Origin of the sequence: Oceanobacillus locisalsi (assembly GCF_042675985.1) — a bacterium.
Taxonomy (GTDB): domain Bacteria; phylum Bacillota; class Bacilli; order Bacillales; family Amphibacillaceae; genus Oceanobacillus; species Oceanobacillus locisalsi.
Genome location: NZ_JBHTKK010000011.1, coordinates 112,878 through 125,481 on the forward strand (window position 1 = coordinate 112,878; position 12,604 = coordinate 125,481).

At 42.1% G+C, this 12,604-nt stretch carries 11 protein-coding genes; 8 read left to right on the top strand and 3 right to left on the bottom strand.

Annotated elements, in window-relative coordinates; all coding sequences use genetic code 11:
- Nucleotides 1–7 precede the first annotated feature (7 nt).
- From ACFQ19_RS10705 to ytkD, 8 genes are all read left to right on the top strand, one after another.
- Nucleotides 8–1,408 (top strand): isochorismate synthase, encoded by a 1,401-nt coding sequence (locus ACFQ19_RS10705; protein WP_379592070.1) that lies wholly within the window; start codon nt 8–10, stop codon nt 1,406–1,408.
- 4 nt (nt 1,409–1,412) lie between these two features.
- Nucleotides 1,413–3,158: a 2-succinyl-5-enolpyruvyl-6-hydroxy-3-cyclohexene-1-carboxylic-acid synthase gene (gene menD, locus ACFQ19_RS10710; protein ID WP_379592071.1), complete on the top strand. Its 1,746-nt coding sequence runs from the start codon at nt 1,413–1,415 to the stop codon at nt 3,156–3,158.
- Nucleotides 3,155–3,955 carry a 2-succinyl-6-hydroxy-2,4-cyclohexadiene-1-carboxylate synthase gene (gene menH / locus ACFQ19_RS10715; protein ID WP_379592072.1) on the top strand — a complete coding sequence of 267 codons (801 nt, stop codon included), beginning with the start codon at nt 3,155–3,157 and terminating at the stop codon, nt 3,953–3,955. The genes menD and menH overlap by 4 nt, the downstream gene beginning before the upstream one ends.
- A gap of 27 nt (nt 3,956–3,982) precedes the next feature.
- Entirely contained in the window at nt 3,983–4,801 is an 819-nt protein-coding gene (gene menB, locus ACFQ19_RS10720; RefSeq protein ID WP_379592073.1) for a 1,4-dihydroxy-2-naphthoyl-CoA synthase, read from the top strand.
- A 123-nt stretch (nt 4,802–4,924) separates the two neighbouring features.
- Nucleotides 4,925–6,361 carry an o-succinylbenzoate--CoA ligase gene (locus tag ACFQ19_RS10725; protein WP_379592074.1) on the top strand — a complete coding sequence of 479 codons (1,437 nt, stop codon included), beginning with the start codon at nt 4,925–4,927 and terminating at the stop codon, nt 6,359–6,361.
- A 124-nt stretch (nt 6,362–6,485) separates the two neighbouring features.
- Nucleotides 6,486–8,033: a mechanosensitive ion channel gene (locus ACFQ19_RS10730; RefSeq protein WP_379592075.1), complete on the top strand. Its 1,548-nt coding sequence runs from the start codon at nt 6,486–6,488 to the stop codon at nt 8,031–8,033.
- Between the two features lie 150 nt (nt 8,034–8,183).
- The gene (locus ACFQ19_RS10735) at nt 8,184–8,498 is read left to right on the top strand and encodes a hydrolase (RefSeq protein ID WP_379592076.1); all 315 of its coding nucleotides are present in this window, start codon (nt 8,184–8,186) and stop codon (nt 8,496–8,498) included.
- A gap of 389 nt (nt 8,499–8,887) precedes the next feature.
- Entirely contained in the window at nt 8,888–9,358 is a 471-nt protein-coding gene (ytkD, locus tag ACFQ19_RS10740) for an RNA deprotection pyrophosphohydrolase (RefSeq protein ID WP_379592084.1), read from the top strand.
- A gap of 28 nt (nt 9,359–9,386) precedes the next feature.
- Here ytkD and ACFQ19_RS10745 read toward each other — a convergent pair whose 3' ends face one another.
- The 3 genes from ACFQ19_RS10745 to ACFQ19_RS10755 are packed head-to-tail and all read right to left on the bottom strand — an operon-like array spanning nt 9,387 to nt 11,970.
- Nucleotides 9,387–10,178: an ABC transporter permease gene (locus tag ACFQ19_RS10745; RefSeq protein WP_379592077.1), complete on the bottom strand. Its 792-nt coding sequence runs from the start codon at nt 10,176–10,178 to the stop codon at nt 9,387–9,389.
- Nucleotides 10,165–10,971 carry an ABC transporter ATP-binding protein gene (locus ACFQ19_RS10750; protein ID WP_379592078.1) on the bottom strand — a complete coding sequence of 269 codons (807 nt, stop codon included), beginning with the start codon at nt 10,969–10,971 and terminating at the stop codon, nt 10,165–10,167. Before ACFQ19_RS10750 ends, ACFQ19_RS10745 begins: the two co-directional genes overlap by 14 nt.
- 12 nt (nt 10,972–10,983) lie before the next feature.
- Nucleotides 10,984–11,970, bottom strand: a complete 987-nt coding sequence (locus ACFQ19_RS10755) for an ABC transporter substrate-binding protein (RefSeq protein ID WP_379592079.1) — start codon at nt 11,968–11,970, stop codon at nt 10,984–10,986.
- Nucleotides 11,971–12,604: the final 634 nt, after the last annotated feature.

Sequence of the window (12,604 nt, forward strand, 5' to 3'; positions counted from 1 at the left end):
TATCATCATGATGGAAGTAAAAGAAAAACAGTTTACAGCTGATTTGGAAGCTGCGATGCAATCTGTTCAGACAGATCAGCAAGAAAGACTGTTTAGTTATACTGAAAAAATAAATCAGGCTCCTTTATATAGATTTTTAGAAAAAGCGGGGGAGTTGACGTTTCCGCGCACCTTTTGGTCGAGCGCAGACGAAGATTTTCAAATGGCGGGAGCAGGGCATGCTGTGGAGCTGTCTGTGGAAGCTTCTAAAAATCGCTATCAGCAAGTAGAAGCGGATTGGAATGCTTTATTAAAGAACGCTGTTATTTCTAACCCGTACCATATGTCGGGAACTGGCGTTGTGGCGATGGGTGGTTTTTCATTTGATCCGTTAAAACCGCGGACCAAACTATGGGAAAACTTCCCAAGTAACCATTTCTCCGTTCCAAATTATATTTTAACACATACAAATGGTAATTATTACCTTACTATAAATCGTCTTCTTCTTCCAAGAGAAGAATATGAAACGGTGCGGGAGGAATTGCAAACCTATCGTCATACGTTATTAGATAGTGCGGTTTATCAAGATAATAACCATGTATTGCGTGTGCTAAGTAAAAGGGAAATAGCGCCGGAACAATGGAAAGAAACGATAAAAAAAGCAACAAACGTCATGAAAAATACAGCAATTGATAAAATTGTTCTTGCTAGAGAAGTGCGGCTTCGTTTTCACCAGTCAGCAAACGTTCCAGACATTCTGAAACGCCTTGTAGACACCCAATCCAATTCCTATGTATTTGCCTATGAAATGGGAGAGGATTGTTTTCTTGGAGCTACGCCGGAACGTCTTGTGAAAGTAAAAGGGGAGGATGTATTGTCTACCTGTTTGGCTGGCACGGCGCCGCGCGGAAAAACCATGGAAGAAGATGAGACAATAGCGAACCATCTTTTTGAAGATCCGAAGAACAGGGAAGAGCATGATTATGTCGTGCAGATGATCCGCAGTACTATGGAGGCATATTGTACAGATGTTACCGTTCCGGATGAGCCGGCTGTGCATCAATATAAAACATTGCAGCATTTATATACGCCGGTACGGGCCAAGCTCCAAAAGAATCATCATATTTTTTCTATTATCAGCGGACTTCATCCGACACCGGCATTAGGAGGAACTCCGAGAGAAGATGCGCTGGCATTTATCCGCGACAATGAATTATTGGACCGGGGCTGGTATGGAGCGCCTATCGGCTGGGTGGACAGTAATAAGCACGGGGAGTTTGCAGTTGCTTTACGTTCTGCATTGATCCAACAAGATGAAGCTTCTTTGTTTGCGGGCTGCGGCATTGTGGAAGATTCCATCCCAGAGAGTGAATATGAAGAAACAAAGATTAAGTTAATGCCGATGTTATCTGTTTTAGGAGTGGATTAGAATAATGAATTACACAGAGAGTTTAACACGTTACACTGCCAATTTTATTGATGAGCTGGCGGGGAACGGAATGACAGATGTCGTTATTTCACCTGGTTCCAGATCTACTCCCTTAGCACTGACATTCAGGGAGCATCCATCGATTAAGGATTGGATTGTGATTGATGAGCGTTCAGCCGGCTTTTTTGCTTTGGGATTAGCGAAAAAAACCAATCGGCCGGTCGCTTTAGTATGTACATCTGGTACAGCTGCTGCGAATTATTATCCTGCGATTGTGGAGGCTTTTTACAGCAGGGTGCCGCTTCTGGTTTTGACAGCGGATCGTCCGCATGAATTGCGTCAAGTTGGTGCCCCTCAAGCTATTGAGCAAATCAAAATGTATGGGGATTACGTCAAATGGTTTCATGAAATGGCGGTCCCAGAAGCAACGCCGCAGATGCTTGGGTATGCACGCCGAAAAGCAGCACAGGCATTTGCATACACAGAACAGGCGAACAAAGGCCCTGTCCAAGTGAATTTCCCATTCAGAGAACCACTTGCTCCGGATTTCACGCTTCCTGATATTTGGAATACAGAAGCAGACACCAAGCGTACGGACATGAACAGAATAGAAGGGGTCAAACATTTGGCTGAGGAACAAGTAGAGGAAATTGCAGACCTTTTCCATTCTTCCCAAAAAGGACTCCTTGTCTGCGGTCCGGAGATGAATGGGGATTTTGCTGCGTCTGTATGTCAATTAGCTCAAAGCTGGAATATTCCTATTTTAGCAGACCCCTTATCGCAGCTGCGGACAGGCGGCCATGAAAAAAGCCATGTTATTGAAGCGTATGATGCTTTCTTGCGTGATGCAGAAATACGAGCACAATTGCAGCCGGATTATATCATTCGTTTTGGTGCCATGCCTGTATCCAAAGCATATTTATTTTTTGTGAAAGAACATTTGTCTATTCCGCAGTTTGTGGTAGAGGCGGACGCAGGTTTTCGTGATCCTACTGGTAATGACACAGCCTACATCTATACAGACCCTAAGTACTTATGTGAACAATTAATCGCAAAAGCGCCGGACGAACAGCGCGGTGGAACATGGTTACAAGAATGGCAAAACGATAATCAAACGGCAAAGTATCACTTGTTAGCAGGAGTAGAAGAACAAGTGACAGAAGGAGAGGTTGTCCGAGGAATTGCAGATGTTATTCCTGATGATACAACGCTTTATGTCGGAAACAGTATGGCTGTCCGTGATGTAGACAGCTTTTTTATGGCGTCTTCTAAACGCATTTCCATTCTCTGCAACCGTGGAGCGAATGGTATTGACGGCGTGATTTCCAGTGCGGTCGGAGCAACTGCTGCTGGAGAGCGGGTAACGCTTTTGATCGGTGATCTGTCCTTCTTCCATGATATGAACGGACTGCTGGCAGCTAAACAATATCAGCTGCCGATCACGATTGTGCTTGTCAATAATAACGGGGGCGGCATTTTCTCTTTTCTGCCGCAAGCAAATGACAAAAAGCATTTTGAACCTATTTTTGGTACGCCGGCTGATTTGCCTTTTGAAAAGGCGGGAGAACTATATGGCGCTGCTTATACCGTTGTTTCAACGGAACAGGCGTTAAAAACACAGCTGCAGCACAGTTATCAACAGGAAGGTTTATCTATCATTGAAGTGAAAACGGACCGTGATGAAAATACGCGCTGGCATCGAGATAAATGGGACCGTATTATTACAGAGATAAAAGAGGGTTGGCAATGAATGCAGATGGCTTACAATATGATATCATCGGTCAGGGAGAGCCTATCCTGTTTCTGCATGGTTTTACAGGGACGCGCGAAACATGGAGAGAGGTCAGTTCTTGCTTCAGCGAATATCAATGTATTCTCGTTGATTTACCGGGGCACGGGAAAACGGACAGTCCTATTACGTCCATGAAAGATTGCTGTTCTTTGCTGGCAGCAATGTTGGATCAATTAGGAATAAGCCAAACACATGTGGTCGGTTATTCGATGGGAGGAAGAACGGCGTTAAGCTTTGCGATGTATTATCCGGAATATATTGCTTCGCTGGTATTAGAGAGTGCTTCGCCGGGATTAAAGGAGGAACCTGCACGGCAGGAACGTAAAGAAAAGGATGAACAATTGGCCCGGCGTATTTTGGAACAAGGCGTTGAGGAGTTTGTGAACAATTGGCAGGAACTTCCTTTATTCGCTACTCAAAAACGGCTCCCGGATAGGGAACAGAGAAAAATTCGGGAAGAACGCCTTTCTCAGAATGCGGAAGGTTTGGCAATGTCGCTCCGTACAATGGGGACAGGGGTGCAGCCCTCGTGGTGGAACGATTTGCCGCAACTTCCGCACTCCACGTTACTCATTGTCGGAGAAGAGGATGAGAAATTTGTTGCCATGAATCGTCATATGCAGACATCAATCCCGCGGGTGACCTTCCTTATCTGTGCCGACGCGGGTCATGCTGTTCATGTGGAAAAATCGCGAAACTTTGGTAAAATGGTAAATGGGTTCTTCCGTGAAAATCATATTGATATTACGAGATAAACCATCAGTTCGAAAGGAGTCATAAATATGACAGTAGAATGGAAAAAAGAAAAGAACTTTGAAGAAATTATTTATGAAAAATACAACGGCATTGCAAAAGTAACCATTAACCGTCCTGAAAAACGGAATGCATTTACGCCAAATACCGTAAATGAAATGATTGCGGCTTTTACGGATGCACGTGATGATTCATCTATCGGTGTTATCATTTTGGCCGGAGAAGGAGAGAAAGCATTTTGTTCCGGCGGAGACCAGTCCGTCCGCGGTCACGGCGGTTATGTCGGCGGCGACGAAGTTCCGCGCTTGAATGTCCTTGATCTGCAGCGTTTAATCCGTACGATTCCAAAACCGGTAATTGCGATGGTATCCGGATATGCCATCGGCGGCGGACACGTTCTTCATGTTGTTTGTGATTTAACAATCGCGGCAGATAATGCGATTTTCGGACAAACTGGACCAAAAGTGGGCAGCTTTGATGCTGGTTATGGTGCCGGATACTTAGCTCGTATGGTCGGTCATAAACGTGCCCGTGAAATTTGGTACTTATGCCGTCAGTATAATGCCGAAGAAGCGTATGACATGGGCTTGGTAAATACAGTCGTACCTTTAGAAAAATTAGAAGAAGAAACATTGCAATGGTGCGAAGAAATCTTAGAAAAATCACCGATGGCTTTACGTTTCTTGAAAGCATCCTTCAATGCAGATACCGATGGCTTGGCTGGTTTGCAGCAGCTTGGCGGCGATGCAACACTGCTTTATTATACAACAGAGGAAGCGAAAGAAGGCAGAGATGCCTTTAAAGAAAAAAGAAAACCGAACTTTAGACAGTTCCCAAGATTCCCTTAAGATGATGTTTGATTAAAGATATTTTAAGCGGATAGTGCAGAAACCTTTGCCCATCGTGCAAAGGTTTCTTTTCGCAAAGAAAGGAATATACAAAAGAAACTGATAACAATGGAGGAAGAAAAAATGTGTACAGTTATTCCTCATTGGCTTGATAAACAAGCTGATTTATCCCCGAATGATATTGCGGTGGAGTTGAAAGATGGAACCACGATCACTTTTAGCCGGCTAGCTGAAAATAGCAGAGAAAAAGCGAGAAAACTCGTTGCTGCTAATGTAACAAAAGGGGATCATGTTGCCATTCTTTCAGGTAACAGTATAGAAATGATGGAGACCATCCATGCATGCAGTTATCTAGGGGCCGTAGTTGTATTGCTGAATATGCGCTTAACTGCTTATGAAATGAAACAGCAAATGCAGGATGCAAATGTGACGCTTCTTATTATAGAAACAGAGAAAAAAGAACTGACCGAATGCAGACAGATAACGTTTGAACAACTGGAGGATTTGGAAGCTGACCGGGAGATGCAACTTATAGAAGAAATAAATCTGGACAAGGTTTTTACGATGATGTATACATCCGGAACATCCGGTTTTCCGAAGGCTGTGCAGCATACGTATGGAAATCACTGGTGGAGTGCCACAAGCTCCAGTTTAAATTTTGGCCAGCATCATGATGACAAGTGGCTAGTACCGCTGCCGCTTTTCCATGTGAGCGGTCTGTCCACGATGTTAAAAGGAATCATATACGGTATGCCAATTTATTTATTGGAAAAATTTGATGTAGAAGAGGTACATGATGCGATTATGCACAAGCAAGTAACCATGGCCTCTGTCGTCACAGTGATGCTGCAGCGTCTGGTAAATTATCTCGGAGATGCAAGTTATCCAGAAGCATTTCGCTGCATGCTGCTTGGGGGAGGACCTGCTCCGGAAACATTATTGCAACAAACAAAAGAAAAACAAATCCCGGTGTTTCAATCCTATGGAATGACGGAAACAGCTTCTCAAATTGTTACCCTAAGCCCCAAAGATGCACTTCGTAAAATTGGCTCAGCAGGAAAACCGCTTTTTCCGGCACAATTAACCATACGAGGAAAACAGGCGGGCGAAGTAGGGGAGATTCTGGTGAAAGGTCCCATGGTGACAACAGGTTATTTTAATCGCCCCGAAGCGAACGAACAAACATTTTCAAATGGCTGGCTGGCAACAGGAGATGTTGGATATCTCGATGAAGAAGGTTTTTTATATGTCGTTGACCGCCGCAGTGATCTGATTATTTCCGGTGGTGAAAATGTGTATCCATCCGAAATTGAGAATGTCCTGTTGCAGATGGAAGAAATCTTTGAAGCGGGAGTAACTGGTAAAAAAGATTCGGAATGGGGAGAAGTTCCGGTTGCATTTGTAGTTGCGGATGATAACCTGACCACGGATGCCATGTTTTCCTTTTTAAGAGACAGGCTGGCACAATATAAACAGCCGAAGGAAATCTATATTACCGACGAATTGCCAAGGAACGCAGCGAATAAATTAGTCCGGCATGCGTTAAAAAAGCTTTTTTAAAAGCTTGGCCGAAAAGATGAAAAGGACATCATGTTAGTAAAGAAATATTTCAGGAAAAAATAGGTTTAGCTCTCTTATATGACGGGTAGCGCTTACTATACTGCATAGAGAGGAGCAAAAATCAATGGAAAACTTTATGAATGATTACTTTTCAGCTAGTTTTTGGACAGGGGTTCAAAATGTCATTATAGCCCTTGTTGTACTTCTTGTCGTTTGGCTTATCGCGAAATGGATAAGTAATATGGTAGCTAAAGCATTAAAAAATACAAAGTGGGACGATAAATTATTTAATCGATTCCGGTTAAAAGAGGAGCCGGTCCAATCGGATAAGATTATCTCCAAAGCAGTTTATTACATACTGCTGCTTGTAGGTTTCATCTTATTCTTTAATATCCTTAACATGTCGATGATTGCAAATCCTTTATCGGATTTGATCTCTACATTCTTAAACTTTATCCCTGCAGTCATTAAGGCAGCGTTAATTTTGCTATTGGCTTGGATTATTGCGACAATTGCGCAATGGCTGATTGTAGAAGGAAGTAAGAAATTACGCATTCAGCGCCTGTTTTCTAAAGCGGGCATTGCGGATTCCGAAGAAGGTATTCGCAAAACAATTGAATCAGCAGGTAAATTCGCTTTTTATCTTATCTTGCTGTTATTTATTCCTGGAATCCTTCAGGCTTTAAATATCCAAGGTGTCGCCGAGCCATTCAGCGGCTTACTGTCGACAATATTGAACTTTATTCCTAAACTTGCTGCTGCCGTACTTATTTTTGCAGTAGGCTGGTTTGTCGGCAAAATTGTCCGCAGTATTGTAACGAATTTATTAGAAGCAGCAGGAACAGAGAAATGGATTCAGAAATTAAAATTAGCCAATGTGTTTGAGGGAACATCTTTTGCAAAATTTGTCGGGAACATTGTATTTATCCTTATTCTGATTCCAATTACGATCTCTGCTCTGGAACAGTTAGAGCTGGCAGGAATTACAGAACCGGCAGTCGGCATGTTGCACAATGTTGTGCAAATGATTCCGAATATCTTGATTGCTATCGGTTTAATCCTAGTTGGAATCTGGTTAGGTAAGCTGATTGGCGAATTTACAGGAGATTACCTCGGTAAATTAGGATTTAATCGTTTTGTATCTACCATCAGCAATAATAAAATGCTTGACCAGTCAAAATGGACACCGTCTTATATTGCCGGATATATTGTCCAGATTTTAATTGTGTTTTTCTTAACCGTACAAGCGCTGTATATTATCCAGCTGGATTTCCTTGTCGGTATTGCAACGGCAATTACTGCGTATCTGCCGAATGTGCTGGCAGCTGTGCTGATTTTAGGTGTTGCTCTGTTACTTGGTTCGATGGTGCAAAAAGTACTCTTGCATTTGTTAAATGGGCCGGCTTCAGCTGCACTTGCAGGTTTTGCAAAGTATAGTATTTTAATTCTTGCAGCCTTTATGGCCGTATCGCAGTTAGGTATTGCTTCCACCATTGTGAACAGCGCATTTATCCTGCTTCTGGCAGCATTAGCATTAGCGTTTGGCCTTGCATTTGGTTTGGGAGGAAAAGATTTTGCAGGAAAATACCTGCAGAAATTTGATAAAACACTGGATAATACGTCCATTAATCAGGAACAGCAATCACAAGATGGGAATGATTATCAAGAATAAGATTAGAAAAAAGCGTGTATGCCGTGTGTGGTGTACACGCTTTTTTCGTGTTGGATAGATGAAAAGGATACAGTTGCTTTCCAATGAAAAAATGCGCTGAGAATGTTTATTTTCTATTGTCGGGGAAAATATAAGCGGGAGGTGATGATATTGGATAAACAAAAATATTTTATCAGTGTCGGACAAGGGGAGATTTCCCGGATTCCGTATCAGGAAAATGATGATTTTGTGATTTATGCGACTGCCGAAGAAATATTAATGCTGCGCAGAAAATTTGAAGGAATGCATGAAGCCAGTTTTGACAGTTATAAACGCACCCATATTCCTTTTGTGCCGTATCATCTGGACACCGCTAACGATGTATACGATGACACCATTACCGGCGTGTATCAGACATTATATGATTTAGGCGATGAAAATACGAAGAATCATATCCAGACAATGGGAGTATTAAGGGAAGAATAAAAAGGGTTTATTCGTCCTGATAAAACAATGCAAATCTGGGTGGTATCGGTTGTAAGGTTCCGTACTTATAAATGAGGTATTGCCTTATTTCTTGAGGCAGGGAGCCTTACACCGCACCAGCATGCGTAAAGAGCGGTGCGTCGAAAAAACCCCCTATGAAGGAAGTTTCACTTCATGTTATCTCGACACAAACAGAGCCATGGTTTCAAGAAGAAAACGAATATGATATGATAATTACATCAACGTATTCCGTGCAACTTGTGCGGGAACATGAAAATGACATGGTTGGAAGTTACACTCTTGTAGTGGAGATGACACTTCAAAACGGCTGGAAATGTAAAAAATCAGTTATAACTGATGACAGCCCCGTGGGGAAAGTAGTGGAAGAAGTGAACGTTTTTAAAGATTATTATAATAATACGGTACAATTATCTTTTTTAGATCATCCATTTTCAAAAAATCCGAAGCACGTATGGGTTATCTGCAGATATAAAGATAAATGGCTGTTGACGGATCATAAAGAAAGAGGGATCGAATTTCCTGGCGGGAAGGTAGAATCAGGAGAAACAGCAGATCAAGCCGCAGTCCGGGAAGTTATGGAAGAAACCGGGGCAATGGTGAAAAAGCTACATTATATCGGGCAATATAAAGTGGACGGGCGTTATGAAACAGTCATTAAAAATGTCTACTTTGCGGAAATCGAAGAACTGATTCCCCAGATTACTTACTATGAAACAAACGGTCCGGTATTTCTGAAAAAAATACCAGGGAATATAAAAAGAAAAACAGATTTCAGTTTTATTATGAAGGATGCTGTATTGGAATCATGCTTGCTCCGGATAAAAAAATCATATGTATGAAAATAGCAGACAGGTCGAATGCTGTCTGCTATTTACGTATTAACATCTTTTCAATTTTTTCTACTGTTTTATACATAATCGCCGCCAAGATAGCAATAATTACAAGGCTCGACATCACAAGTGTGAAATCAAATACTTGGAAGCCGTAAATAATTAAATACCCCAGCCCTTGCTTGGAAACTAAATACTCCCCGACAATAACGCCTACCCAGGAGAGTCCGACGTTCACCTTTAAAGTGGAAATAATTGCTGGTAACGATGCTGGAAAGACAGCCTCTTTAAAGCATTGCCACTTGGATGCATCGAAACTTTGCAATACTTTTAAATAATTCTGGTCGACTTCGTTAAAGGCTGCGAATACAACAAGTGTTGTTACAATCACAGAGATAATAAATCCCATTGCAATAATCGATAAATAACCTGGCCCGAGAGCTACGATAAGTATAGGCCCGAGAGCCACCTTTGGCATAGCATTAAAAACAACAAGATAAGGATCCATGACTTTTGCAAAACGATGAAAGCTCCAAAGTAAGGAAGCAATAATAATCCCGGCGATGGTGCCAATCAAAAAACCAAGGATGGTTTCAAACAGCGTAATTTGTATATGACTGAGTAAGGAACCTTCTATAAGTCTGCTCCATATAGAAACGAATACACGGCTGGGAGAACTGAATAACAGCGGATCTATCCAATAAAATCTGCTTGCAACTTCCCAAAGTGTAAAAAACAAAATCAGAATAGACAGCTGCCAAGTCAGGACAATCTTTGCTTCTCTTTTTAATTTTTGCTGATAGAGGGCAAATAACTTAGGACCGTTCATAAGCATCCTCCTCTTGGGGGATTATGCTGTGTTTTTCCTGGTCCAAGTCCGCCCAGATTTTATCAAAGAGACGGCTGTATTTTGGATGCTTTCTTGCGAGAAAAGGCGATTCATCTCGTAATTCCACAGGTACATCATAAATCTTTTTGATGGCACCCGGATGAGCGGACATCAGAATAATGCGGTCACTCATCGAGATGGCTTCCCCAATATCATGGGTTACCAGTATAGCTGTTTTTTGATAGGCTTTCAGTAAATCAGATACTAATACTTCCAATTTTAATTTTGTCTGAAAATCTAAGGCGGAAAATGGTTCATCCAATAAAAGGATCTCCGGCTCAGTAATCAATGTTCTGATTAAAGCTGCACGCTGCCGCATTCCTCCCGACAGTTCACCCGGATACTTTTCAGCAACATTCTCCAAACCGACTTCTTCCAGCAGTGCAATAGCGCGCTGTTTGATGTTCTCCGCTTGCTTTTTCCTGACTTTCGGTCCAATCAGTACATTATCAATAATACTTTTCCAAGGGAAGAGATAATCCTGCTGCAGCATATAACCAATTTCTAAATCACTTGTATCCATTTTCTCTCCGTTTATTAAAATATCCCCTTCTGCAGGCTGGAGCATTCCGGAGATAAGCGACAGCAGTGTCGATTTCCCGCAGCCGCTAGGTCCAAGTAAAGAAACAAATTCATTCTGATGCACAGCGAAAGAAATATGGTGTAAGGCTTCTGTATATTGTTTTTTAGAAAAGTAATAATGTGATACGCCATCTAATGTAAGATAAGACATGATTCCACTCCTTTATTCCCCGATAATCCGCTCAGCATATTCGGTATTCACTAATTCTTCATAAGGGGCATCGCCAGGAAGTTCGCCAGCTTCATCCATAATATCTTTTAGATTTTCCCATGCCTCTTCTTCCAGTACGGGAGAAGTTGCAAAAGAACCTTGCTGTTTGTAGCGGTCAATCGCGTTGGCAAGCATTTCTACATCTGTATCCTCAAAATAAGGTTCTACCACTTCAGCAATTTCTAAGGAGTCCGTTTCTTCCACCCATTGTTGTGCTTTATAGATAGCTCTGGTGAATGCTTCTACCGTTTCTTCTTCTTCATCAAGGAAACTTTGTTTAGCCATGAAGACTGTGTAGGGCACTTCGCCGGATTCTTCCCCGAAAGAAGCAACAATTTCCCCTTGACCATTGGCTTCAAAAATACTGGCGGTAGGTTCAAACAGCTGAACGTATTGATAATCCCCGCTGGCAAAAGCACCTGGTATGTTCGCAAAATCAATGTTTTGAACAAGATTTAAATCTTGATGCGGGTCAATATCATGTTGTTTTAAAACATACTCCCCGACCATCTGCGGCATTCCGCCTACACGCTGACCGAGAAATTCACTATCACGTAAATCATTCCATTCAAAGTCTTCATCCGTTTCTTTGGCTACTAAAAAGGTGCCGTCTGTTTGCGTTAATTGTGCAAAGTTAACCGCATAATCCCGGGAATCCTGAGCATAAACGTAGATGGATGTTTCTGATCCAACCAAGGCGATATCTGCACTGTCCGACAACAGTGTTGTCATGGTTGTATCTCCGCCCCATGTCGTCTGCAAATTCACTTCGAGCCCTTCTTCTTCAAAAAAACCTTTTTCTAAAGCGACATATTGTGGTGCATAAAAAATAGAGCGGGTTACTTCTGCAAGATCTATTTGGGTCACTTTATTTTGACCACAGGCACTGATGAGAAGCAGTGAACTGATAAATAAAATGAAACAGGAAAGCTTTCTCATGCAAATCTTCCTTTCTTCAAAGCTGTTCTTGAACATCTTCTATAAATATATGTGCAGGGGAGTGATTGTGTGAATGCCTAGAAATAGGGGGAGAGAAATAATCAAAGCAGAACAAAAGCGCAAATCGCCTGCTTAAAAACGTAGAGACTGGAGCGGCGTAACTGAGATAAAGGAATCACGGTGAGGTGACGAACCGATGATGACTTTCACCCGCGGGGCACGACGTCCTAGTATCGACGTTGGTCACAGGACGTGACCGTTCTTAGTCGATGAAAGTGCGACTTTAGCTCTGTCTGCGCCTATCGGCTTGCCAATCGCTAAGTCTTCTTTTCACCCGCGGGGCATAAGTGCGACTTTAGCTCTGTCTGCGCCTGTCGGCTTGCCAATCGCTAAGTCTTCTTTATCGTAGGGCACTCACGTGTTGGCTCCTAGTTTTTGGCGCTTGGAGCTGGACGTGGCCGTTTATCTGTAACCATTTATCCACAAGCAATTAATTTTATAATTTCCCACTAGCGTTGCATAAAAAAATAAATGAAAAAGCAAGCAATGTGATTTGTAAATTTTAATTTATTATTGTAATTTTCAGATATAAATGGTGTTTTATTTTGAAAAAAAGACAATGGGTACGAAAGGT

What these genes read in the sequence shown, in the direction of transcription:
- ACFQ19_RS10705 (WP_379592070.1), top strand. Translation starts at nt 8, where the DNA reads ATGATGGAAGTAAAAGAAAAACAGTTTACAGCTGATTTGGAAGCTGCG.
- menD (WP_379592071.1), top strand. Translation starts at nt 1,413, where the DNA reads ATGAATTACACAGAGAGTTTAACACGTTACACTGCCAATTTTATTGAT.
- menH (WP_379592072.1), top strand. Translation starts at nt 3,155, where the DNA reads ATGAATGCAGATGGCTTACAATATGATATCATCGGTCAGGGAGAGCCT.
- menB (WP_379592073.1), top strand. Translation starts at nt 3,983, where the DNA reads ATGACAGTAGAATGGAAAAAAGAAAAGAACTTTGAAGAAATTATTTAT.
- ACFQ19_RS10725 (WP_379592074.1), top strand. Translation starts at nt 4,925, where the DNA reads ATGTGTACAGTTATTCCTCATTGGCTTGATAAACAAGCTGATTTATCC.
- ACFQ19_RS10730 (WP_379592075.1), top strand. Translation starts at nt 6,486, where the DNA reads ATGGAAAACTTTATGAATGATTACTTTTCAGCTAGTTTTTGGACAGGG.
- ACFQ19_RS10745 (WP_379592077.1), bottom strand. Translation starts at nt 10,178, where the DNA reads ATGAACGGTCCTAAGTTATTTGCCCTCTATCAGCAAAAATTAAAAAGA.
- ACFQ19_RS10750 (WP_379592078.1), bottom strand. Translation starts at nt 10,971, where the DNA reads ATGTCTTATCTTACATTAGATGGCGTATCACATTATTACTTTTCTAAA.
- ACFQ19_RS10755 (WP_379592079.1), bottom strand. Translation starts at nt 11,970, where the DNA reads ATGAGAAAGCTTTCCTGTTTCATTTTATTTATCAGTTCACTGCTTCTC.